The 22,339-nt window shown below is 73.4% G+C and carries 16 protein-coding genes; 6 read left to right on the top strand and 10 right to left on the bottom strand.

Translation table 11 applies throughout. From position 1 onward, the window contains the following. Window positions 1-280: 280 nt before the first annotated feature. Window positions 281-928, bottom strand: a complete 648-nt coding sequence (locus tag ACZ4WV_RS14705; RefSeq protein ID WP_465746455.1) for a TetR/AcrR family transcriptional regulator — start codon at window positions 926-928, stop codon at window positions 281-283. 125 nt (window positions 929-1,053) lie between these two features. Between ACZ4WV_RS14705 and ACZ4WV_RS14700 the strand changes: the two genes are divergently transcribed. Both ACZ4WV_RS14700 and mca read left to right on the top strand, forming a co-directional pair. After that, window positions 1,054-2,562, top strand: a complete 1,509-nt coding sequence (locus ACZ4WV_RS14700; RefSeq protein ID WP_465746453.1) for an MDR family MFS transporter — start codon at window positions 1,054-1,056, stop codon at window positions 2,560-2,562. Between the two features lie 144 nt (window positions 2,563-2,706). Further along, on the top strand, window positions 2,707-3,600 hold the full coding sequence (gene mca, locus ACZ4WV_RS14695; protein WP_465746451.1) for a mycothiol conjugate amidase Mca: 894 nt from the start codon (window positions 2,707-2,709) through the stop codon (window positions 3,598-3,600). Between the two features lie 491 nt (window positions 3,601-4,091). Here mca and pip read toward each other — a convergent pair whose 3' ends face one another. Both pip and ACZ4WV_RS14685 read right to left on the bottom strand, forming a co-directional pair. Next, window positions 4,092-5,054 carry a prolyl aminopeptidase gene (pip, locus tag ACZ4WV_RS14690; protein ID WP_465746449.1) on the bottom strand — a complete coding sequence of 321 codons (963 nt, stop codon included), beginning with the start codon at window positions 5,052-5,054 and terminating at the stop codon, window positions 4,092-4,094. A 121-nt stretch (window positions 5,055-5,175) separates the two neighbouring features. Next, the gene (locus ACZ4WV_RS14685; RefSeq protein ID WP_465746447.1) at window positions 5,176-5,874 is read right to left on the bottom strand and encodes a TetR/AcrR family transcriptional regulator; all 699 of its coding nucleotides are present in this window, start codon (window positions 5,872-5,874) and stop codon (window positions 5,176-5,178) included. Between the two features lie 180 nt (window positions 5,875-6,054). Here ACZ4WV_RS14685 and ACZ4WV_RS14680 point away from each other — a divergent pair, with 180 nt between their 5' ends. Then, window positions 6,055-7,620 carry an MFS transporter gene (locus ACZ4WV_RS14680; RefSeq protein ID WP_465746445.1) on the top strand — a complete coding sequence of 522 codons (1,566 nt, stop codon included), beginning with the start codon at window positions 6,055-6,057 and terminating at the stop codon, window positions 7,618-7,620. A gap of 41 nt (window positions 7,621-7,661) precedes the next feature. On the opposite strand, the gene ACZ4WV_RS14675 is transcribed toward ACZ4WV_RS14680, so the two are convergent. The 6 genes from ACZ4WV_RS14675 to ACZ4WV_RS14650 form a co-directional block, all read right to left on the bottom strand. Then, the gene (locus ACZ4WV_RS14675) at window positions 7,662-8,483 is read right to left on the bottom strand and encodes a lysophospholipid acyltransferase family protein (RefSeq protein ID WP_465746443.1); all 822 of its coding nucleotides are present in this window, start codon (window positions 8,481-8,483) and stop codon (window positions 7,662-7,664) included. Then, window positions 8,480-9,310 (bottom strand): GNAT family N-acetyltransferase, encoded by an 831-nt coding sequence (locus tag ACZ4WV_RS14670; protein ID WP_465746441.1) that lies wholly within the window; start codon window positions 9,308-9,310, stop codon window positions 8,480-8,482. The genes ACZ4WV_RS14675 and ACZ4WV_RS14670 overlap by 4 nt, the downstream gene beginning before the upstream one ends. Window positions 9,311-9,642: 332 nt before the next feature. Continuing rightward, window positions 9,643-11,046 carry a serine hydrolase domain-containing protein gene (locus ACZ4WV_RS14665; protein WP_465746439.1) on the bottom strand — a complete coding sequence of 468 codons (1,404 nt, stop codon included), beginning with the start codon at window positions 11,044-11,046 and terminating at the stop codon, window positions 9,643-9,645. Window positions 11,047-11,096: 50 nt separating this feature from the next. Next, entirely contained in the window at window positions 11,097-12,551 is a 1,455-nt protein-coding gene (locus ACZ4WV_RS14660) for a M1 family metallopeptidase (protein ID WP_465746437.1), read from the bottom strand. After that, a complete protein-coding gene (locus ACZ4WV_RS14655) occupies window positions 12,548-16,549 on the bottom strand; it encodes a Pls/PosA family non-ribosomal peptide synthetase (protein ID WP_465746435.1) in 4,002 nt (1,333 codons plus the stop codon). Before ACZ4WV_RS14655 ends, ACZ4WV_RS14660 begins: the two co-directional genes overlap by 4 nt. A gap of 416 nt (window positions 16,550-16,965) precedes the next feature. Beyond that, window positions 16,966-18,201: an FAD-dependent monooxygenase gene (locus ACZ4WV_RS14650; RefSeq protein WP_465746433.1), complete on the bottom strand. Its 1,236-nt coding sequence runs from the start codon at window positions 18,199-18,201 to the stop codon at window positions 16,966-16,968. Window positions 18,202-18,562: 361 nt separating this feature from the next. Here ACZ4WV_RS14650 and ACZ4WV_RS14645 point away from each other — a divergent pair, with 361 nt between their 5' ends. Continuing rightward, window positions 18,563-19,201: a TetR/AcrR family transcriptional regulator gene (locus ACZ4WV_RS14645; RefSeq protein ID WP_465746431.1), complete on the top strand. Its 639-nt coding sequence runs from the start codon at window positions 18,563-18,565 to the stop codon at window positions 19,199-19,201. 4 nt (window positions 19,202-19,205) lie between these two features. Here the strand turns inward: ACZ4WV_RS14645 and ACZ4WV_RS14640 are convergent, their stop codons facing one another. After that, window positions 19,206-19,877, bottom strand: coding sequence for a TetR/AcrR family transcriptional regulator C-terminal domain-containing protein (locus tag ACZ4WV_RS14640; protein WP_465746429.1), 672 nt, complete (start codon window positions 19,875-19,877; stop codon window positions 19,206-19,208). Window positions 19,878-20,008: 131 nt separating this feature from the next. Between ACZ4WV_RS14640 and ACZ4WV_RS14635 the strand changes: the two genes are divergently transcribed. Together ACZ4WV_RS14635 and ACZ4WV_RS14630 are read left to right on the top strand one after the other, a co-directional pair. Beyond that, window positions 20,009-20,341: a hypothetical protein gene (locus ACZ4WV_RS14635; protein WP_465746427.1), complete on the top strand. Its 333-nt coding sequence runs from the start codon at window positions 20,009-20,011 to the stop codon at window positions 20,339-20,341. Window positions 20,342-20,595: 254 nt separating this feature from the next. Beyond that, window positions 20,596-22,218 carry an alpha/beta hydrolase gene (locus ACZ4WV_RS14630; protein ID WP_465746425.1) on the top strand — a complete coding sequence of 541 codons (1,623 nt, stop codon included), beginning with the start codon at window positions 20,596-20,598 and terminating at the stop codon, window positions 22,216-22,218. Window positions 22,219-22,339 lie beyond the last annotated feature (121 nt).

The following is a 22,339-nucleotide window of genomic DNA, read 5'->3' as shown; positions in this document are numbered from 1 at the left end:
GGGGCCGCGATCGTCAACCTTCTGCCGTGAACGGGTCAACCTTTCGTCAAGGGCGGCGCTGGACTGGACCCTCGACCGGCGGGGTCCTCGACCCCGGGCGGGGGCCGGTGATCGGGGCTGACCGGAGCCGACGGGTGGCGCTCGGCGGCTCGGGTGGCCCTCGCGGCTCGGGTGCCACCGGTGACTCGGCGGCTGCAGTGCGATCCCTGAGGTCGGCTCCTTGCGGGGTCTTGGCCGGGTCCGGTGTGAGCTGGGCGCGACGGAATCTGCGACGGGGGGTCTACTCCTCACGGACGCCGTAGCTGCCGAGGGCGCCCTCCAGTCGGTCGAAGGCCCGGGCGGCCCAGGGGCGTACCGCGGCGGCGATCGCGGCGTGTTCCTCACCGGCCAGCGTGCGGCGGAACACCTCGGTGAACACCGCCCGGTCGACGGCGGCGAGCAGGGCGGCGGCGACCCGGCTCTCGAAGTCCACGGGTATCGCGTGCACGGCCTCGGCCAGTGCCTCGGCGAGGGCGGTCTCGGCCTGCTCGTTCAACTCGCGCAGCCGGGCGCTCAGGGCCGGGCTGGCGGCGATCGTGCGGGCGAAGTCCTCGCCGGAGAAGCCGAGCCGGGGGTCGTGCCGGTCGAGCGCGGTCAGGCAGTCGCGGCGCAGCGCGGCGAGTGCGGACTCGCCGGGCGCGCGCTCGGCGACGGTGCGGGCCAGCCGGCCGACGAGCTCCTCGTGGATGTCGAAGAAGAGGTCCTCCTTGCGCGGGAAGTGGTTGGTGACGGTCATCTTGGCGACGCCCGCGGCGGCCGCGACCTCGGCGATCGTCGTCCGGTCGAAGCCCTGCTCGATGAAGAGCCTGGTCGCGGCATGCGAGATCGCCTCGCGGGTGCGGCGCTTGTTGAGTTCGCGCAGGTTCGGCGTGGTCCCGGTGTCGGTCATGGTGGCGAGCTTAGCCCAGTTCGCTGGGTCGAGCACAGTAATTAGGCTTGACCTAATAAGTGGGTCCGTCCTAAGTTCTTCATGTCGGCCGGAGCGGTCGGCGAAGGGACGACCCGGGGAGGGCCATGGCCGCATCGATCGGCACGCAGACCACGGCGAACGCCATGGAGAAGAGCGAGAAGAAGGGCGAGGAGGAGGGCGCGGTGAGGCGGGAGCGCCGGGCGGCCGGGGTGAAGCGCCCGAAGCCCCTGCCGCCCGGTCTGTGGAAGACGGGCGCGGTGCTCGCCTTGGGCCCGATCCTGGCCCTGCTGGACACCACGATCGTCAATGTCGGCATCGACTCCGTCGCCCGAGACCTGCACAGCTCGATGGCGGCGGTGCAGTGGGTAGCCACCGGGTACCTGCTGGCGATCGCACTGACCATGCCGCTCTCCGGCTGGGCCGCCGGCCGGTTCGGTGCGCGGCGCGCCTGGCTCGGATCGATCGTCCTCTTCGTCCTGGGTTCCGCGCTGTGTGGCCTGGCCTGGTCCACGGGCAGCCTGGTCGCCTTCCGGGTGCTGCAGGGGGTCGGAGGCGCGATGATCCAGCCGCTGGGGCAGACGATCATGGTGCAAGCGGCCGGGCGCTCCCGGATCGCCCGGGTCATGGGCATCATGCTGCTTCCGATCAGCCTGGCCCCGGTCCTCGGGCCGGTCTTCGGCGGGCTGGTGCTGGAGCATCTGGGGTGGCGCTGGATGTTCCTGCTGAACGTCCCGGCGGGGCTGCTCACTCTGCTGCTGGCGCTCCGGTGGCTCCCGGCCGAGGAGCGCTGCCAACTTCCGAAGCCCCTTCTGGACCTGACGGGACTGGTGCTGCTGTCGCCGGCGCTGACGGCGCTGGTCTACGGGCTGTCCACGATCGGCGAGGGTGGTCTGGCCGGGCCGGTGGCGATCGCAGCAGGGGCGGTGCTGCTCCCGGCCTACGGTCGGCACGCGCTGCGGGTACGGCGGGATGCGGCTCGGGCGCCGCTGATCGACCTGCGGATGTTCGGCCGACGCGGCTTCGCGGTCGCGACGGCGAACAGCTTTCTCCAGGGCGCCGTGCTGTACAGCTCCATGTTCCTGATACCGCTCTACTACCAGCAGGTCGAGCACGCCGGGGCGTTGGAGGCCGGCTTGCTGCTCGCGCCGCAGGCGCTTGGGACGGCGGTCACCTCGCTCCTGGCCGGCCGAATAGCCGACCGCTTCGCTCCGCGCCCGCTGATCCTGCTGGGCATCGGTTGTTCGCTGCTCGGCACGCTCGCCTTCACCCGGCTGGGAGCGGGATCCGGCCCGGCAGAGGGGCTGCTCGTCGCCTCACTGGCACTGCGCGGGGCGGGCATGGGGATCGTGATGATCCCCGGTATGGCGGCGGTGTACGGGAGCGTCGAGAAGTCCCAGGTGCCGGCGGCCGCGGGTGCGGTCAACGTGCTCAACCGGCTCGGCGGGGCGCTCGGTACGGCGGTGCTGACGCTGGCCCTCCAGCGGGCGCAGTCCGGGCACCCCGGCCACCCGGGCACGGCCTTCGGGGTGACCTTCTGGTGGGTGCTGGCGCTGTCAGCGCTCGCCGTCGCACCGGCCATGCTCTACCCGGGCGCCGCCCGTCAGGCAGGTTGACCGCCCACCGGTCAAGTGCTCACCGATCATTTGCCGATCGACTCTCGCCGGTTCCCATCGATCGTCACCGGTTCCCGGCGGTGCCACCGCCTCTCATTGATTCTCGTCGAGTCTCATCGACTCCCGCTCACCACGGAGGTACTCATGTTCACCAAGCACCCGGGCGGCCTGCGCCTGCTCACCGTGCACGCTCACCCCGACGACGAGTCGAGCAAGGGCGCGGCCACTCTCGCTCGTTACGCGGCCGAGGGCGTGGACGTCCTGGTCGCCACCTGCACCGGCGGCGAGCGTGGTTCGGTGCTCAACCCGGCGATGGACCGGGCCGAGATCCGGGACGATCTCGCCCGGATCCGGCGTGCCGAGATGGCGGCCGCCCGTGAAATCCTCGGCGTGCGGCAGCAGTTCCTCGGCTTCATCGACTCGGGGATGCCGGGCCCTGGCGAACCGCTGCCGGACGGCTGCTTCGCCGCCCAGCCGGTGGAGGTCGCTGCGGCCCCGTTGGTCGCCCTGATCCGGGAGTTCCGGCCGCATGTGGTGATCACCTACGACGAGACCGGCGGGTATCCGCACCCGGACCACGTGATGACCCACCAGGTCACCGTGGCGGCCTTCGAGGCAGCCGCCGACCCCGACCGTTACCCGGAGGCGGGCGAGCCCTGGCAGGCGGCCAAGCTCTACTACCACCTGGCGCTCTCGCGGGCCTGGTTCCAGATCTTGCACGACGCCATGGGGAAGCGCGGAGTCCCCTCACCCATGGGTGAACTGCTCGCCGACTGGCCCGACACCCCGCCCGCCCTCGCGACCACCACCCGAATCACCTGCTCCGAGTACTTCGCCATACGGGACGCGGCGATGCTGGCGCACGCCACCCAGGTCGAACCGGGCGTCGCGTTCATGGCCCACCCCCGGGACATCGAGCGCGAGGTCTGGCCCACGGAGGACTACCACCTGGCCCGGAGCTTCGTGGGCGGATCCGCCACCGGCGCGGTCGAGGCCGACTTGTTCGCGGGCCTGCGCGGGGGAGAGGAGAAGAAATGAGGGAGGAGTGAACCGGAGCCGGGGACCGGCCGCAGGAGGCAGGGCTTGAGTCAGGGGATCGAACAGGGCACGTACCCGGACAACGGATCACCGTTCGACCAGGAGCAACGCTTCCGCATCCACACCTGGACGGTCGGCCCGCCGATCGCCGAGTACCCGACCTGCTGCGCCCGCTGTTCGCCGACTCGGGTCTGCTGCGGTGCCAGGGCGTCGTGCTCACCTGGGCCGGACGATGGCGACCGCGGAGGCCAGGGTGGTCGGCGCGGAGAACGGCAAGCTCTACGCCCACGCCACCACCACGTGCGCGATCCTCGCGCCCCGTCCAGTGGCCTGACCCGTCGGCGAACCCGCCACCGAACGGCCGGGCCCCGACCGCTCGGTGGCGGTTGCCGCGACGGCCCGGGGCCAAAGCCGAACGGCCAGGCCCCGACGGCAGGACGTCCGGCCTGCTCCATGGTGGTCCGGCGTCCCCCCGGCAGGGGCATCCGCGCTCAGGCGAACCGTTCGACGGCGGCGAGGACTGCCTGCGCCATCCGCGGACTGCCGGTGTGCCCGGCTTCGTCGACGACCGTCAGGTTGGCGTCGGGCCAGGCCGCTGCGAGCCGCCAGGCGGTGCGCAGCGGGCCGCCGAGGTCGAGCCGCCCGTGGATGAGCTCGCCCGGCATGCCGGCCAGCCGGCCGGCGTTGCGCAGCAGTTGGTCGTCGGCAAGGAAGGCCCGGTGCGAGAAGTAGTGCGCCGTGATCCGGGTGAAGGCCATCAGGGCGTCGGAGGGCCGGTCGGTGTACGCGTTCGGCTTTCCGAGCACCTCGTGCGAGATGACGGCGTCCTCCCAGGTGGCCCAGGCCTGGGCGGCGGCCCGGCGGAGGTTCTCATCGGGATCGTTGAGCTGGCGGCTGTAGGCGGCGAGCAGGTCGAACACGTCGCCGTCCGGATCGGCGTCGGGCGGGAAGGTGCGGAACGCCTCCCACGGTCCGGGCAGGAAGCGGCCGACACCCCGGTACAGCCAGTCGGTCTCCTCGGGGCTGGTCATGGTCACCCCGCAGATCACGATCGCGGAGACCCGCTCCGGGTGGGCCTGAGCGTACGCGAGGATCAGCGTGGAACCCCATGAGCCGCCGTACAGCAGCCACTTGTCGATGCCCAGGTGCTCGCGCAGCCGCTCCAGGTCGGCGATCAGGTGCGCGGTGGTGTTGTGCTCCAGCCCGGTCGACGGATCGGCGGCGTGCGGGAGGCTGCGTCCGCAGCCGCGCTGGTCGTACTGGACGACGCGATAGCGCTCGGGGTCGAAATACTGCCGGGAGCCGGGGTGGTGGCCGGAGCCCGGGCCGCCGTGCACCACGACGGCCGGCTTGCCCGCCGGGTTGCCGGAGGCGTTCCAGTGGATCCGCTGCCCATCGCCGACGTCCAACAGTCCCTGCGCATAAGGGGCGTCGTGGGTGTACGGCTCGGGCATGGGGACTCCTCCGTGGACGTTCGACGGGCGCCGGGCGAGCCTACCCGCGGTCGGTTCCCTCGCAGTCTCGGTCAGCGCTGGTCGCTCCCGGTCGGCCCTGGTCTGACAAGGTCAGCCCCGGTCAGCGGCGGTCCGGCGGCAGGAGGGCGGCGAGGCCGTCGAGGATGCGTTCGACGCAGAACTCGAAGCGGGCGTCGAGGCTCGGTTCGGTGAGGTCGCCGGCCAGGGCGACCAGGTTGGGGAAGTCCTCGACGGGCAGGGCGCGGAAGCGCTCCCGTACCTCGGCGACGACCTCCAGGCGGCTGGCGCCGTCGGCCTCGGCCGCGGACATCGGTGACTGCTCCTGGAGGACGAAGCCCTGGACGAAGGAGCTCAGCAGGTAGGTGGTCAAGGCGGCGTGGGCGTCGGAGAAGCCGGCCTCGCGCAGTCGGTCCAGCTGGTCGTCCAGCAGCCCGAACAGGTGGGGGCCAGGGGCGAGGCGACCGGCGACGACCTTGGCGGCGTCGCGGTTGTCGTGCAGCAGCTCCCGGTAGCGCCAGCAGTACCCGCGCATCTGCACACGCCAGTCGCCCTCGCGCGGCGGCGGTTCGGCCGAGGCCATGATCGCGTCGTTGAGCAGGTCGAGCAGCTCCTCCTTGTTGCGGACGTGCCAGTACAGCGAGGCCGCCTTGACGCCGACCTCGGCGGCGACCTTCCGCATCGACAGTCCTGCCAGGCCGTCCCGTTCCAGGACGCGAAGGGCCGCCTGCGCGAGGGCTTCCCTGGTCAAGGCGGGTGTGCCGGCGTTGAGTCCGGGCGTTGCGCTGTCGTTCTCCGGCATGGCCGTGTGGACGCCTCCCAGCAGGCTCGGGGAATTCCGCTCTCGTCTCGACGAATCCCGCTCGCAATCTAATCCGGCTTGCAATCTAACACCGTTAGGGGCACCCTGTGGCTGTCGACAGCCCCCTAACGGCGTTAGGGGGTGTTGGAGCCGGAGGGATGGAACGGAGGGATGGATCCCATGGAGGAGTCGAGTGCCCGCCGCAAGCGGCTGGCCCTGCTCACGCTGTCCGTCACCATGTTCATGTCCATGCTGGACAACGTCATCGTCAACAACGCGCTGCCCCGGATCGGGCAGGACCTGGAAGCCGGAATCAGCGGACTGCAGTGGGTCGCCGAGGGCTACAGCCTGGTCTACGCCGCCCTGGTGCTCACCGGCGGCGCCCTCGGTGACCGCTACGGCCGCACCCGGGTGTTCCGCCTCGGCCTCGCCCTGTTCACGGCCGGTTCCGCGGTGGCCGCGCTCGCCGGGTCGATCGGCGTGCTGGTCGGCGCCCGGATGCTCCAGGGCGTCGGAGCCGCGCTGCTCACCCCCGGCAGCCTCGCCCTGCTGCGGCACGTCTTCACCGACGAGCGCGAGCGCGCCAAGGCCATCGGGACCTGGTCCGGGGTCTCCGCGCTCGGTCTGGCGATCGGCCCGGTGGTCGGCGGCCCGATGGTCGAACACCTGGGATGGGCCAGCGTGTTCTGGATCAACGTGCCGATCGGCGCGGTCGGCCTGCTGCTCGCCGCCCGCGTCCTGCCGGACATCGTGCCGCGCCCGCGCCGGATCGACCTCCTGGGCCTCGCGCTCTCCGCGGCCGGGCTGGCCCTCCTGGTCTACGCGCTGATCGAGGGTCCGTCCCGGGGCTGGACCGACAGCCGGGTGCTCGGCTGCGGCGCCGCGGCCGTCGTGTTGCTGCTGGCCTTCCTGCTCGTGGAACTGCGCCTCGCCGAACCGATGCTGGAGCTGCGCCTGTTCCACGACCGGGTACTCGGCGGCGCGCTGCTCAGCGGTTTCATGGTCAGCTTCGGCATGTTCGGCGCGCTGTTCTTCCTGCCGCTGATGATGCAGGGCGTGCTCGGCTGGTCCCCGGCCGCCGCCGGCTACGCCGGGCTGCCGATGACCGCGATGCTGGTGGTCGCCGCGCCGCTGTCCGGCCGGCTGACCGCGGCGCACGGGCCGAGGCTGCCGCTGGTGCTCGGCCTCGCACTCTGCGCGGCGGGCCTCGGCGGGCTGTCGCTGTACGGCGATCACGCGCACTACCCGGCCTACCTGTGGACGCTGTTCGCGATGGGTCTCGGGATGGGCATGACCTTCACGCCGGTCTCGATCGCGGTGATGCAGCGGGTCGCCCCGGCGCAGACCGGCATGGCCTCGGCGACTATCAACACCCTGCGGGAACTCGGCGGGGTGCTGGGCATCGCTGTGCTCGGCGCCGTCCTGACGAACCGGATGACGGACTCGCTGACCACGGCGCTGCACCGGCTCGGTGTGCCGGTGGAGGTGGTCGGCCCGCTCGGGGACGCCCCGGTCGGCGCGGCGCACGGCACCGACGGCGCCGCGGCGGCGCTGCCGGGCCCGGTCCGAGCGGCGGTGGACGGCGCCTTCATCGACGGCATCCACCTCGCCGTGCTCAGCGGAGCGGCCGGGCTCGCCGTCACCGCCGTTCTGGTCGCGGTCCTGTTCGGCCGGGCCAGGCCGCTCGCCGTGGCCGACCCCGGCCTACCGCAGCCGGAGTCCCTGGCCGGCACCCGTGCCGCCTGAGCTCCGGTCGCGGCACCGCGACGGAGCTCAGCGCGGGGCCGTCACCGGATGCCCTCCACCGCCGCCTGGGCCGCGCGGGCCAGCTCCCGCCGGGCCCCCGCCCGCGTGGGCTGCGGCCCGGGCGGCGGGATCGGCGGCAGGAAGGTGACGTCGGCGACCAGCCCGCGCACCGCGACCACCCGGGCGAGCGAGGTGAGCAGCCCGTCGTCGCCGACGAAGGCGGGCGCGCTGGTCGACCGCCCGTCCGCCAGCCGGTAGCGGATCGTCACCGGCTGGACGAAGGCGCCCGCGTCCACCGCGGCCTGGAACAGCGCCGGCCTGAACCGTCCGCTCTCCCGCCCGCACCAGGTCGAGCCCTCCGGGAAGACGATCACCGAATGCCCCGAGCGCAGCACCTCGGCCACCGCCGCCACCGTCTCCGGGAGGGCCCGCAGCCGGTCGCGTTCCAGGAACACGGTGCCGCCCCAGGCGATCAGGTGGCCGAGGACCGGCCACTGCCGGACCTCGGTCTTGGCCAGCGAACGCCCGGGCCGCCCGGCCGCGAGCAGCGGTATGTCCAGCCAGGACACGTGGTTGGCCACGACCAGCGACCCGCCGCCGATCGTGTGCCCGGGAGCGCCGGACGTCCCCAGGTGGACGGTCACCCCGAGGGTGCGCAGCAGCACCCGCGCCCAGAACCGGATCAACCCGTCCCGGGTGCCGTAGGGCAGCAGTCGCACCGGCAGGACGAGCACCACCCCGGCCAGCACCGCCGCCAGACAGCCGGTCAGCCGCAGTGCCCGCCGGAGGTGGGAGACCTCCGGCGCCCGCTCGCCCAGGCAGGTCTCCGGCCGGCAGGGCGCGGTCGGCAGCCACACGCTCATGACGAGGTGCCCAACGCGGGCGCTCCGGCGAGGAAGTGCCGCAGGTAGCGGGGGTCGGTGCGCTCCAGCGACAGCAGCACGTAGAGGTCGGCGCAGCCGAAGTCCGGGTCGTATGCGGGCTCGCCGCAGACCCAGGCGCCGAGCCGGAGGTAGCCGCGGAGCAGCGCGGGCAGGGCGCCGCGCTCGGCGCGCGGAACGCCGGTGGCGTCCCAGCGGCGGTGCGGGGTGACCCGGTACTGCTCGGGGGCCAGGTGCTTGGCACGGACGGTGTCCCAGACCCGGGCCGCGGTGGCGCCGCCGTCGTCCAGGTCGATCGAGCAGCAGCCGCCGACCCAGGTGTTGCCGGTGTCGGCGAGGTAGCGGGCGATGCCGCCCCACATCATGTTGATGACCGCGCCGTTGCCCCGGTGGTCGGGGCGGATGCAGGAGCGGCCGAGTTCGACCAGACCGGGGCGCACCGGCGCGAGTGCGGAGAGGTCGAACTCGCCGTCGGAGTAGAGCCGCCCGGCGCGCCGGGCGGCCTCGGGGCGCAGCAGCCGGTAGGTGCCGACGACGGCGCCGGTGTCGCCCTCGCGGACCAGCAGGTGGTCGCAGTACTCGTCGAAGGGGTCGACGTCGAGCCCGGCGACCGGGCTGTGCAGGACGGCGCCGAGTTCGGCGGCGAAGACCTGGTGGCGCAGCCGCTGGGCGGCGCGCACGTCATCCTCGTCGCGGGCGAGGCCGACGGTGTAGGCGGCCGTGGTCTGCTGGGGGCGAGGCGCGGGGACCGCCGGGGCGTCGTGGGTGGGGGCGACTGCGGACGGAGCGTACGTGGGGACGGTGGTCATGGCGGACCCTCCAGGGCAGCACGATCGGCGGTGCCGTGGACGTACCAGGGCACCGTCCCGGCCCGCAGGGTGTTGGGCATGGAAGCGAACCGGTCACCGTATGTCTCTCCGCACCGGTTGGCATTCACGTTGCGGCCCGGCGGAGCGCAGATGTGCACCTGTTGAATGGGACCACCCTTGGCCTGCCGGCCATCTGCTCGGCACCGGCTGGTCGTTGGGATGGGGTGGACAGCGGGGGCGCACACCCGCATCGCGTGCCCCCGCCGTCACGACCTGCCGCTGCTACGGCCTCCCGCCGTCACGGCGCTGCCCCCCGGAGGCACCCGGCGGGCTCAGAACGCCTGCCAACCCTGGGGGTCCACGCCGCCCGGAACGGCCTCGGTCGGTCCGTAGGGCTCGCGGGTGTAGACGAAGGAGCCGACGTCCAGGTGGCTGACCGTGCCGTCGGCGCGCCGGACCACCCGCAGGGTCTCGCCCGCGTGGTAGTCGTCCAGCCCGAGCCAGATGCCGTCCGGTGAGGGCCGGAACCGCGAGCCCCGGCGGCCGCCCGCGAGGTCGGTGAGTTCCAGGACGCGGTCGGCCCGCAGCCGCAGGACGTGGGGCGCGGCGCCCCAGTACCAGGGGCCGGTGAGGGCGAGCAGTTCGCCGTCCACGTCGGGCAGCGGCCGCCAGGGTTCGGGCAGCCGGGGTTCGTGCTCGGCGGTGATGGCGATCAACTGGGCGGCCAGCTGCGGGGCGCTGGCGCCGCTGGTGGCGTTGGACAGGGCGAAGGCGGCCAGGCCGTCGTCCTCGCTGACCCATACCCCGGCCGTGAAGCCGGGCATCGAGCCGGAGTGGCCGTGCAGCAACCGCCCGTCGTGGCGGCGCAGTTGCAGGCCCAAGCCGTAGCCCGAGGTCCAGGCGGCGTCGTCCGGTCCGACGGCGGGCCGGCGCATCTCGGCGAGGGTGTCGGCGCCCAGCACCTCGTCGTCGCCGACGGCGAGGAAGGCGGCCCAGCGGGCCAGGTCGGCGCCGGTGGACCAGAGCTGGCCGGCGGGGCCCATCAGGCCGGTGTCGGTGAGCGGTTCGGGCAGCATGACGTCCGCCCACGGGTGGACGGCGAAGCCGCCGGCGTGCGGGTGCTGGGGCAGCAGCGTGGTGCGGTCCATGCGGAGCGGCGCCAGCACCTCGCGGTGCAGCACCGCACCCCAGGGCTCGCCGCGCAGCTTCTCCACCAGGGCGCCGAGCAGGGCGTAGCCGGGGTTGGAGTAGTGGTGGCGCTGCCCGGCCGGATGCTTGAGCGGGCTCTCCGGCTCCAGGAGGTCGGCGAGTTCGGGCCGTAGCGAGCCCTCCGTCCGTTCCCACCAGGGACCGGGCGTTTCGGCGGCCAGCCCACCGGAGTGGGCGAGCAGCTGGGCGATGGTCGCGCCGTCGGCGGCGGTGCCCGGCAGGTGGCGGCCCAGTGGGTCGTCGAGGCGGAGCAGGCCCTCGTCGCGCAGCCGCAGCACCAGCACGGCGACGAAGGTCTTGGTGAGGGAGCCGATCCGGTACTGGACGTCCGGGGTCGGCGCGTGCCCGTCGATCATGCTGCGGGCGCCGCTCCACACCAGCCGCCCGTCCCGGACCACGCCGGCGACCAGGGAGGGTGTACGGCCCTCGCGCTGGGCGACGGCGATGCGGTGCAGCAGGGCGCGGCGGGTGGCGGCCAGCAGCTCGTCGAGCTGATCGGCCGTCTGATCGTCTGGACTCGTCGACATGGAGGGACAGTAGCTCAGCCGGGCCGCGGGCCTGCCGGACCGGCCCCGGCTCAGGCAGGCAGCGCCGGGAGCTCGGGCCGCTCCAACCAGGCCTCGAACAGCGGGCCGAGCGGCGCCGAGGTGTAGCGGGAGGCGTGCGCGAGCAGGTCGGCGGTGGCGACCACGCCGTGCCGGTGGACCTCCGTCCAGTCCCGCAGCATCGCGAAGAACGCGTCCTCCCCGAGCGAGCGCCGCAACGCGTGGACCGCCAGGCCGCCGCGCTGGTACAGCCGGTCGTCGAACATCAGCTTGCGACCCGGGTCGCCGAGCCGGAGGTCCTGCGGCAGCGCGGCCAGCAGCCGGTGCGCGGCGGCGGCGTGCACGTCCGCTCCCGGGCCGCCGGCGTGCTCCGACCAGAGCCACTCCGCGTACTTGGCGAAGCCCTCGTTGAGCCAGATGTGCCGCCAGTCGGCGATCGAGACGCTGTTGCCGAACCACTGGTGGGCCAGCTCGTGCGCGATCAGCCGTTCGCGCTCCCAGCCGCCGCCGAGGTGGTTGGTGCCGAAGGTGGCCACGCCCTGGGCCTCCACCGGGACGTCCAGCTCCTCGTCCGCGACCACGACCGCGTACTCGCCGAACGGGTACGGTCCGAAGACCTGGGCGAAGTACGCCATCATCTCCGGCTGCCGGGCGAAGTCCCGGGTGAACGCCTCCACCAGCGGGCGCGGCACGTATCCGGTCTGCGCCACCGAAGTGGTCTGCGGGGCGTACCCGGTCCGCACCCCCGCCGGTCCCGGGGTCAGCGGCACCGGCAGGTAGTGCCCGATCGACACCGTCACCAGGTACGGCGAGGTCGGCGCACTCTGCTCGTACACCCAGGTGGTGCTGGAGGCCCGGGTGGTCCGAGTGAGCAGCCGTCCGCTCGCCACCACGGTGAACGGGGACGGCGTGGTGACCGCTATCTGGTAGGTCGCCTTGTCCGCGGGCCGGTCGTTGCACGGGTACCAGGACGGCGAGCCCACCGGCTGGCTGGCCACGAGCGCGCCCTCGGTCAGCTCCTCCCAGCCCAGGCCGCCCCACGGGCTGCGCACCGGGCGGGGGTTGCCGGTGTAGTGCACCTCGACGGTGAAGGCCGCGCCCGCCAAGAGCGCTTTCGCCGGGCGGATCCGCAGCTTGCCGCCGCGGTGGGTGTAGCGGGCGGCCTTGCCGTCCACCAGCACCCGCCCGATCCGGAACTCGGCCAGGTCGAGCGCGAACTCGGCGAGCGCCGCGTTCGCCACCGCGCTCAGTCGGGCCGAGCCGGCCAGCCGGTTGGGCCCGGGCCGGTAGTCCAGCGCGAGTTCGTATCGGTGCACCCGGTAGCGGTGGTCGCCGCTGGTGGGGAAGTACGGGTCCGGGCCGCCGACGGCCGGCGGGACGTGCTTGGACTTCACGGGGACGGGCGCTTCCTGCGGGCCGGGACGGGTGGTGGTGCGGATGGCAGGCCCGGTGCTGGTCGGGCCGGCCGGGGTCGGAGGGGTGGTCATGACGTGGCCTGCCACGCCTCGATCGGGTTGCCCAGCCACCGCGTGTCGGCGGGGACGGACTCGGCGCGCATCACCAGCGAGGCCGGGCCCAGCGTGCTGCGCGCGCCCACCGTGCTGCCGGGCAGCACGATCCCGCCCGGGCCCAGGGTGGCGCCCTCGCGGAGGACCACAGTATCCATCCGCATGATCCGGTCGTGGAAGAGGTGCGTCTGCAGTACGCAGCCCCGATTGACGCTCACCCCGTCCCCGAGGGTGACGAGGTCCGCCTCCGGCAGCCAGTAGCTCTCGCACCACACGCCGCGCCCGACCTTGGCACCGAGCGCCCGCAGCCACAGGTTCAGCACCGGGGTGCCCGGCACCGCGCCGACCAGCCACGGCACCGCCAGCACCTCCACGAAGGTGTCGGCGAGCTCGTTGCGCCACACGAAGCCGCTCCACAGCGGATGCTCGACCGCGCGGAACCGCCCGACCAGCAGCCACTTCGCCGCGACCGCGACCAGGCAGGCCACGCCGCCCGCCGCCAGCAGCACCGGCCCCGAGACCACGGCGGCGGCGAGCGGCGACCAGGCCGCGGCCAGCCGGGACAGCGCCGCCGCCGTCAGCAGGCCCAGCGCGCCCGAGGCCAGCACCGGCACCAGCCGGCCCACCTCGACCAGCCCGCGCGCCCACAGCAGCCGGGCCGGCGGCTCGTAGGTCAGGCTCTGGTCGGCCTGGTCCGCCGCGCGCGGCAGCCGCATCGGCGGCATGCCCAGGTACGAGCCGCCCTTCTTCGCCTTCTCCGGGGTCGCGGACAGCACGCCCACCAGGCCCCGCTTGGGCACCGAGCGGCCCGGAGCGGTCATCCCCGAGTTGCCGAGGAAGGCCCGCTCGCCGACCTTCGCCTCACCGAGCCGCACCCAGCCGCCGCCCAGCTCGTACGGCGCCATCAGGGTGTCGTCGGCCAGGAACGCGCCGTCGCCGACCGTGGTCAGACTGGGCAGCGCCAGCACCGTGGAGACCTCGGCGCCCCGGCCGACCCGCATGCCCAGCGCGCGCAGCCACAGCGGGGTGACCAGCCCGGCGTACAGCGGGAACAGCACCTCGCGGGCCCGGTCCATCAGCTGGGTCACCAGCCAGGCCTGCCAGCCGACCCGACCGTGCAGCGGGTGCACCCCCGGCACCAGTCCGGTGCTCAGCAGTCGCACGAGCACCACCAACTGCGTGGCGTACCCGGCGCCGAAGGCCAGGGTGGCCGGCAGCAGTCCGAGCAGCGCGCCGCCGAGCGCCTGGCCGAGGTCCGCGCCCTGGTCGACGAAGCGTGAGAGCACGGCCAGTGCGGCCACGGCGGGCAGTACCGGGAGCAGGCTGAGCACCGCGCCCCCCGCGCCGTACAGGGCGGCCCACTGGGCCCGGCGGGCCGGGCGCTCCTTGGGCCAGGTGCGCTCCGCGCGGCCCAGCTTGACGGCGGGCGCCCCGCCCCAGCGCTGCCCCGTCGGTACCTGACCGGTGACGCTGGAGCCGGCCACCACCTGGGCGCGCTTGCCGACCCGGGCGCCCGGCAGCAGGGTCGAGCGGGTGCCGACCACGGCACCGGACCCGACCTTGACCTGGCCGATCTCCAGCCGGTCGCCGTCCAGCCAGTAGCCGCACAGGTCCACCTCGGCCTCGACGGCGCAGCCCCGGCCCAGCTTGAGCATCCCGGTGACGGGCGGCAGCGAGTGCAGGTCCACCTCGGGCGCGACCTTGGCACCGAGGGCGCGGGCGTAGCGCACCAGCCAGGTGCCGGACAGCGAGGTCGCGCCGCTCAGCTCGGCCAGCCGCTCGGCGGCCCACAGCCGCAGGTGCACGGCGCCGCCGCGCGGGTGGCGACCGGGGCGCACGCCGCGCAGCAGCAGCCGGGCGCCGCCGGCCGCGATCGCGAGGCGCCCCGGCGGCGTGTACAGCGCGAGCGCGCCCGCGCCGACCGCCCACCACGAGGCGGTGGGCGCCCACGGGTAGTCGCCGAGGTGGGAGAGCAGGTTCCCGGCGGCCAGCAGGGCGACCGTCCAGCGCAGGCCGACCACCGTGAACAGCGGGATCAACAGGAGCAGCTGCAGCAGTTTGGCCCGGGTCGGCACCGGGGCGACGGTACGGGCCTCGCCGCCCTCGGCGGCCGTGCGCTCCAGGTGCCGGGCGAGCTTGCGCAGCGTGGGGTGCTGGTAGACGTCCAGCACGGCGGCACTCGGGTAGCGGGCGCGCAGCAGGGTGGTCAGCCGGGCGGCGGCCAGACTGCCGCCGCCGATCGCGAAGAAGTCGTCCCGGGCACTGGCGACCTGCACGCCGAGGATCTCGGCCCACTGCTCGGCGAGCCAGGCCTCGGTGCCGTACAGCTGCTCGCCGGGCCCGGCGGCCTCCAGCTCGGGCAGCGGCCACGGCAGCGCGTTCCGGTCGACCTTGCCGGAGGTGCGGGTGGGCAGCGTCTCGACGGGGGCGAGCAGCGGGACGAGCGCGGCGGGCAGTTCGGCGCGCAGCCGTTCGACGGCGCGCTCGCGGTCGAAGCCGTTCTGGACCACCAGGTAGCCGACCAGCAGCTGGTTGCCGCCACGGGCGGTCCGCACGGCCGCGGCGGCGCCCGCCACGCCCGGCAGCGCCTGCAGGGCCGCGTCCACCTCGCCGAGTTCGATCCGGCGGCCGCCCAGCTTGATCTGCTCGTCGGTGCGGCCGAGGAACAGCAGGCCGGCCGGGTCGGCCTGGACCAGGTCGCCGCTGCGGTAGGCCCGCTCCCAGCCGAGCGAGGCCAGCGGCGCGTACTTCTCGGCGTCCTTCTCCGGATCGAGGTAGCGGGCCAGCCCCACCCCGCCGATCACCAGCTGCCCGGTGCCGCCGGCCGGGACCGGCTCGCCGGCCTCGTCCACGACCGCGAGGTCCCAGCCGTCCAGTGGCAGGCCGATCCGCACCGGGCCCTCACCGGTCAGCAGCGCGGCACAGGCCACCACGGTGGCCTCGGTCGGGCCGTAGGTGTTCCACACCTCGCGGCCTTCGGTGACCAGCCGCTGCACCAGCTCGGGCGGGCAGGCCTCGCCGCCGAAGATCAGCAGCCGGACCTCGTTGAGCGCCTCGGCGGGCCACAGCGCGGCCAGGGTGGGGACGGTGGAGACCACGGTGATCTCCTGCTCGGCCAGCCAGGGGCCGAGGTCCGCGCCGCTGCGCACCTGGGACCGGGGGACGGGCACCAGGCAGGCGCCGTGCCGCCAGGCCAGCCACATCTCCTCGCAGGAGGCGTCGAAGGCGACCGACAGACCGGCCATCACCCGGTCGCCCGGGCCGATCGGCTCCTCCTGGAGGAAGAGCGCGGCCTCGGCGTCGACGAAGGCGGCGGCGTTGCGGTGGGTGACGGCGACGCCCTTGGGCTTCCCGGTGGAGCCGGAGGTGAAGATGATCCAGGCGTCGTCGGCCGGGGTGGGGCGGCGCCCGGCGACGGGTTCGCGGGCTCCGGTGGTGTCCGGGGTGCTCGTGGCGTCGGGGATGCTCGGGGTGCTCGGGGTGCCTGGGGTGTTCGGACTGCCTGGGAGGCTCGGGGTGCCCGTGGTGTGCGGGGTGCTCGTGATGTCGATGGCGCGCTCGGCGCCGAGGACGGCGGCGACCCGGGCCTCGCCGAAGACCAGGTGGGCGCGCTCGTCCGGGTCCTCGGCGTCCACCGGGACGTAGGCGGCCCCGGCGGCGAGCACGGCCAGGATCGAGACGTACAGGTCGTTGGTGCCGGACGGCACCCGGACGCCCACCCGGTCTCCCGGGCGGATCCCGGCGGCGGCCAGTCGGCGGCGCAGCTGCTCCACTTCGATGGCCAGGGCGCGGTAGCTGAGCACGGTGCGACCGTCGTCCAGGGCCGGTTCGTCGGGGTGGGCGCGCACGGTGGTGTCCAGGACGTCGACCAGGGTGCGCGGGGCGGCGGCCGGGCGCCCGGCGAACAGCGCGGGCGTCGACTGGGGCTGCGGCGGTGGCCCGGTGTACTGCTCCAGGTGGATCGGTTCAGCGGTCATGGCAGCCCGTGCGCTCCTCATCCTCGCCCCGTTCCGACCGATGCCCGGCCCCTGGGGCGGTGGGAGCACCGCCTGACCCGGGTGACCCCACTCCGGGGCCGGAGCGGACAACCCGACCGATGGTAGCCCTGCCCTTCCGACCCGGCAGGATCGCGCTGTCGGGCCAACTGGAGCCGAAATGGCGCGATCTGATGAGAAGTCAGTTCACAACAACGGTCTTCAGGCGCTGATGTGACGTCTCATCAGTGAAATTGACTGACCGTCAGGTCGAATTCCGGACCGTGATCCATGCCACAGTGAATGCTGCTCCCTCCGAGTGGCGAGCCCGGCGTTTCGGCCATGTGCCGGGCCCGTCACATTGATCGGATGCGTGGTGCGGCTCGCCGTCCGGGCGGTGTGGCGGCGCTATGGCATGCCTAGGCGGCGCGGGGAGTGATCCGGGGTGGCGTCCAGTCGGCGTGCTTCAGGACGGTTCGGACCATCGCGCCGGGCGGGGCGAGCCGGATCGCGGCGTTGCGCAGCCCGACCGCCACCGGATTGGCCAACTGCTGACCCATCCGGCCGGCCCGCCGGGCGTCGCGCGCCACCGTCTGGCTGCGCGGGCGGCGTACCGCGTCGTAGCGGGCGAGCGCGCCCTCGACCGTCGGCCCCTCGGCGACCGCCGCCGCGAGCGTCACCGCGTCCTCCAGGGCCTGGCAGGCGCCCTGTCCGAGGTGCGGCGTCATGGCGTGCGCGGCGTCGCCCAGCAGGGCGACCCGGCCGGACACGTACGAGGGCAGCGGGGTGACCAGCTCGTTGACGTCGTGATGAAGCACGTCCTCGGGGCGGGTTGCGGCCAGCAGCTCGGGGATCGGGTCGTGCCAGCGGGCGAAGCGGCGACGCACCTCCGTCAGCGCGTCCCGGTAGCGGACCCCGGCCGGGGCGTTGAGCACGGTGTGCCACTCCGCCCGGCCGTCCGGGAAGGCGATGTGGCCGAACTCCGCGCCGTGGCCCCAGGTCAGCTCGAAGTCGGCGGCCAGCCCGTCGACCGGGCGCTCGGTGATCGCCCGCAGCACCGTCGACCCGCTGTACACCGGGCCGGGGTGGGACGGGAAGAGGCGGCGCCGGATCCGGCTGTTGATGCCGTCGGCGGCGACCAGGAGGTCGGCCTCCAGGGGGCCGGCGTTCGAGGGGCCGGCGTTCGAGGGGCCGGCGTTCCGGGAACCGGCCGCCGAGGTGGTGCTGGCGGAGGTCACGCTGACCCGGCCGGGCTGAGAGGTGTCCACCTCGGTCACCTCGGCGCCGATCACCAGGGACCCGGCGGGCAGCGCCTTGCGCAGGATGCGGTGCAGGTCGGCCCGGCGGATGCCGACGATCGGCGCCCCCAGCTCCCGCTCCAGCGCCCGGCCGTCCATCACGGCGAGCCGACGGCCGTCCGGCGTCCGGGTCCCGCCGGTGTACTGCCGCCGTGAGGCCGCTTCGACGGCCTCGCCCACGCCGAGGAGCGCGAGCGCCCGCATGCCGTTGGCGTGGAGCGAGATCCCGGCCCCCGCGTCGTCCAGAACGGCCGCCCGCTCGACCACGGTCACGTGCCACCCCGCCAGCCGGAGCCCGATCGCGGCCGCCAGCCCGCCGATCCCGCCCCCGACCACCACCGCGCTGCTGCTGCCCATGCCCGGTCCTCCCTTGTCGTCACACCGTCTTCTACATCTGTAGAAGGAGCGTACTACGGGCTTACCCGGCGCAACGGGAGGGGGTCGGACGCCGGGCCGGACGCCCGGCCGGGTGCGGTGCTGGCAGATAGAGAGAGGCCGCGCGGCGCAGAAGACGACGCATATGGGGGAGCGGCTGCTCACCGCGAGGACGCGCCCCGCCGTCGTCTCGCCTCTCTCGTGCCGCCGGTACGTCTGCGGCTCACCGCGGGTGCACCGGAGTCGACCGCCCCCCCGCCGGGCGGCCGGGCGGCGGGTCCGTCGGCGGCCGTCCCGCTGCCGGGATGGGCGACGTGCAGGCCGGTGCCGGTAGAAAGGGGGGATGCGGCGAGATGAGGAGCAGGAGCAGGAGCAGGAGCGCGGGCAGCGTCAGGGTGTCGCGGGTCGGGCCGGTCGCCCGGACCGCCGGACCGTGCTCGCGGACGCGGCTATCGCCGTGCTGGCGGACGCGGGCGTGCGGGGACTGACTCACCGGGCGGTGGATGCGGAGGCCGGACTGCCGGTGGGCACCACCTCCGCCTACCTGCGGACCAGGCAGGCGCTGCTCACCGCCCTGGTGCGGCGGCTGGTCGAACTGGACCAGGGTGAGCTGCAGGCCATGGGGGAGCGGGTGGCGGTCCGCACGGCGGACGAACTGGTCGAGACAATCCTCGAGTTGATGCGCCACCGGCTGACCGGCGAGGGCCGCCGGCGCTCACTCGCGCGGTACGCCTGTGCGGTGGAGAGCGTCCGTGACCCCGAGCTGCGGGAGATCCTCGTGCCGCGCGAGAACGCGGGGCGGGCCGTCGTCCGTGCCTTCCTCGCGGATCGGGGCGTCGCCGACCCCGACGGGCGGACCGCCACGCTACTGGCCTGCATCGACGGCCTGGTCTTCGATCGCCTGGTGGGCGGCGGCGAGACCGGGGCGGATGAGATCCGGGGGCTGGTGGCGGCCGCCCTGCGGGGCGCGACCGGAGGCTAGTCGGTCATTCGGCTCCCTTCGCGAGCTCCAACTCGGCGGCGTAGCCCGCGAGCAGGATGCGGAGGGTGCGGTGGAAGCACTGCTCGGAGTCGAGGCCCTCGCCCGTGGCGAAGGCCTGGGCCAGGTGGGGGTACGTGGTGCGGTCCAGCGCCGCGAACGCCTCGGGCTGAGGCTCGGTGCCCTCGTGGTGGGGCGTCTCACCGACCTCGCCCAGGGTGTGTCCGAGGGTCCACCGGACCACGGAGTTCAGCACGTTGAGGGCGTCGGCCAGGGGGACGCCGTCCTCGCGCAGCACGCTGATGCCGCGTTCGAGTAGGGCCAGCGCGGCCGGGGTGGCGGCCGGGCGAGTGGCGAGCACGGTGAGCATCGCCGGGTGGTCGAGCAGCATCCGGCGCAGCGCGATGGCGAAGTCCCGGACCACATCGGTCCACGGGCCGTTGGGCTCGGCGAAGAGGTCCCCGGCGGAGAGCTCCAGCAGGCGCTCGACCATGCCGTCCAACAGGGCGGCCTTGCTGGGGACGTAGTAGTAGAGCGTCATGCCCTCGACGCCGAGCGCCGCGCCGAGCTTGCGGTTGGAGAGCGCGGCGAGGCCGTGCTCGTCGACGTAGGCGAGGGCGGCGTCGATGACCTTCTCGCGGGTCAGCCCCGTCCTGGGGCGGGTGCGTCGGCCCGGCATCTGGTCCTCCTCTTGTCTCGGGGTGGCTCCGCGGGTTGGTCCCGAACGAGCCTTGACAACTCTTGCACCGCAAGAAAACAATAGTCGACGTCATCTTCTTGCACCGCAAGAAACACACTGGGGAGGATGCCATGCAGCTCGTCGCCGTCATGGTGCGCAAGCTCAACAAGGGTGTGGAGTACGGGGAGTTCCGCAAGGCGTGGATCCCCGACGAGGTCTTCCCGGACGACCCGCGCACCCGGGTGATCAACGCCACCGCGATGGAGGACGCGCGGGAGATCATCACCATCGCGCTCATCGAGGGCGACCACGGGCCGGAGTCCATCCAGGCGTGGATGGAGAAGCTCGCCCCGGTCGAGGAACGCCGCTTCGAGCGGATCAAGGACCTGGTCGGTCCGCCGACCCTGAACGCGGTGTACCAGGTCGTCGCCGAGGACAACCTCTCGCGGCCGATCAGCCAGTAGCGGTATCCCGCGCGCGGCGCGGGCGGCGCCGAAAATCCGAGAAGCCAGGGCTTCCCGTGCCGTCCGCCGGTGGGGGAGAGTAGCCAGCCGAGCTGCTTCGGCATCAAGTCAATGAACCGTCAAGTCGGTTCATTCACAGAATATTTCGACCATGTATGTCATGACGTCCGGAATATTTACGCCGCTTCGAGGTCTTCCCAGGGAGATCTCAGACTGACAGGCTGGGGCCGCCCTTTCAGTACGGAGGAGGTTCCTTGTCCCGCATATCCACGTTGGCCGGAGCGGTCACCTGTGCGCTCGCCCTTGTCACCGGTACCGCCGTCGCCGCGTCGGCCGCGCCTTTCGGCCCTGCGCCGAGTGCCGCGGCCGCCGAGGTGAAGGTCGACCCCGTCGACTGGAAGCCGTGCAACCCGGACCCGAGCAAGCCGGACCCCGGCATCTACGACTGTGCCGTCTACCCCGTGCCGTTGGACTACGACAACCCGTCGGGCGAGAAGATCGGCATCGCCATGATGCGGCGGCGGGCGAGCGACCCGTCGAAGCGGATCGGCTCGCTGTTCCTCAACCCGGGCGGCCCGGGCGGCAGCGGATACCTGTGGGCGACCACCACCCGCTTCGGCGCCGAGGTGCAGTCCAAGTTCGACCTGGTCGGCTTCGACCCCCGCGGTGTGGCCCGGAGCAACCCGCTGAAGTGCTTCAAGACCCAGGAGGAGGCCGACGCGGTCAACAACCGCATGGTCGGCGTGCCGGTCACCAAGGCCGAGGTCGACGACACCCTGGACGCGGACCAGGACTACACCGACGCCTGCAGCAAGAACGCCGGCCCGCTGATCGAGCACATGTCGACCATCAACGTGGTGCGCGACCTCGACCGGATGCGTCGCGCCGTCGGTGACTCCAAGCTCACCTTCGCCGGATTCTCCTACGGCACGCTGATCGGCTCGACGTACGCGAACATGTACCCGAACAAGGTGCGGGCGATCATCATCGACGGCAACGTCGACCCCGACCTGCGCCTGCACAACGGGCTCGAGTACGACCGCCAGCGGGCGGGCGGCTTCGAGCTGGCCCTGGACGAGTTCCTGAAGCGCTGCCAGGCCGCCGGCGCCCCGCGCTGCGCCTTCGGCGACGGCGACACCCGCGCCAAGTTCGACGCGCTCCGGGACCACCTGCGGACCAGCCCGGTCACGCTGTCGAACGGGGCCCAGGTGACCCTGAGCAGCTTCACCAGCGAGGTGGCCAGCGCCCTGTACTCGCAGGCCAAGCTGGCTCCGCTGGCGAAGTCGCTGCAGGCCACCTACCAGGTGATGCAGAAGCCGGCCGCGGCCGCCCTGCTGGCGCCGAAGGCGAACGTCCCGGACGACGAGGCCAACCAGCTCGCGGTGAACGTCCCGCGTGCGCTGCGCGAGGCCCCGGCCGACTCCGAGTACACCGCTGACGACTCCTATATGGGCGTCAACTGCCAGGACAAGCCGTACCCGTCGAACGACCGGGTGTTCGCCAACGTCGCCCGGGCCTGGGAGAAGGACTCCCCGACCTTCGGCCGCTACCAGGCCTTCGACGCTCCGGCCTGCGCGAGCTGGCCGGCGCCGGCCCGGGACGCCGAGCGCTTCAGCGGCCCGTGGAACAAGAAGACCTCCAACACCGTGATGGTGATCGGCAACCTCTACGACCCGGCCACCCAGTACAAGTTCGCCCAGCGGATGCAGCACGAGCTGGGCAACGCCGTGCTGGTCAGCGTCGACGCCATCGAGCACTGCGCCGTCGGGCGCAGCAAGGCGCTGAACGCGCTGGTCACCCGCTACCTGGTGGACGGCACCGCGCCGCAGCCGGGGCAGCTGCTGAAGCCGGACGCCGAGATCTTCCCGGCGGTCTGAGGGGTCTCCCCTCGAACTTCCGGCCGCTGAGGCCGGGGCTGGGGGGGGGGGGGGGGGGGGGGGGGGGGGGAGAAGAAAGCAAGCCGAGGCGCGGCGCAACACGATCTCCCTCACCAAGCAA

It is taken from the genome of Kitasatospora sp. NPDC029312 (assembly GCF_055569215.1).
The sequence above is the reverse complement of the archived record's forward strand: the minus strand, read 5'-3'. Positions and strand labels throughout refer to the sequence as shown.

Coding starts and splice junctions, on each gene's coding strand:
- ACZ4WV_RS14675 (WP_465746443.1), bottom strand. CDS start 8,483: ATGAGCGTGTGGCTGCCGACCGCGCCCTGCCGGCCGGAGACCTGCCTG.
- ACZ4WV_RS14685 (WP_465746447.1), bottom strand. CDS start 5,874: ATGCCGGAGAACGACAGCGCAACGCCCGGACTCAACGCCGGCACACCC.
- mca (WP_465746451.1), top strand. CDS start 2,707: ATGTTCACCAAGCACCCGGGCGGCCTGCGCCTGCTCACCGTGCACGCT.
- ACZ4WV_RS14680 (WP_465746445.1), top strand. CDS start 6,055: ATGGAGGAGTCGAGTGCCCGCCGCAAGCGGCTGGCCCTGCTCACGCTG.
- ACZ4WV_RS14700 (WP_465746453.1), top strand. CDS start 1,054: ATGGCCGCATCGATCGGCACGCAGACCACGGCGAACGCCATGGAGAAG.
- ACZ4WV_RS14655 (WP_465746435.1), bottom strand. CDS start 16,549: ATGACCGCTGAACCGATCCACCTGGAGCAGTACACCGGGCCACCGCCG.
- ACZ4WV_RS14670 (WP_465746441.1), bottom strand. CDS start 9,310: ATGACCACCGTCCCCACGTACGCTCCGTCCGCAGTCGCCCCCACCCAC.
- ACZ4WV_RS14650 (WP_465746433.1), bottom strand. CDS start 18,201: ATGGGCAGCAGCAGCGCGGTGGTGGTCGGGGGCGGGATCGGCGGGCTG.
- ACZ4WV_RS14660 (WP_465746437.1), bottom strand. CDS start 12,551: ATGACCACCCCTCCGACCCCGGCCGGCCCGACCAGCACCGGGCCTGCC.
- ACZ4WV_RS14665 (WP_465746439.1), bottom strand. CDS start 11,046: ATGTCGACGAGTCCAGACGATCAGACGGCCGATCAGCTCGACGAGCTG.
- ACZ4WV_RS14705 (WP_465746455.1), bottom strand. CDS start 928: ATGACCGACACCGGGACCACGCCGAACCTGCGCGAACTCAACAAGCGC.
- ACZ4WV_RS14635 (WP_465746427.1), top strand. CDS start 20,009: ATGCAGCTCGTCGCCGTCATGGTGCGCAAGCTCAACAAGGGTGTGGAG.
- ACZ4WV_RS14640 (WP_465746429.1), bottom strand. CDS start 19,877: ATGCCGGGCCGACGCACCCGCCCCAGGACGGGGCTGACCCGCGAGAAG.
- pip (WP_465746449.1), bottom strand. CDS start 5,054: ATGCCCGAGCCGTACACCCACGACGCCCCTTATGCGCAGGGACTGTTG.
- ACZ4WV_RS14645 (WP_465746431.1), top strand. CDS start 18,563: ATGCGGCGAGATGAGGAGCAGGAGCAGGAGCAGGAGCGCGGGCAGCGT.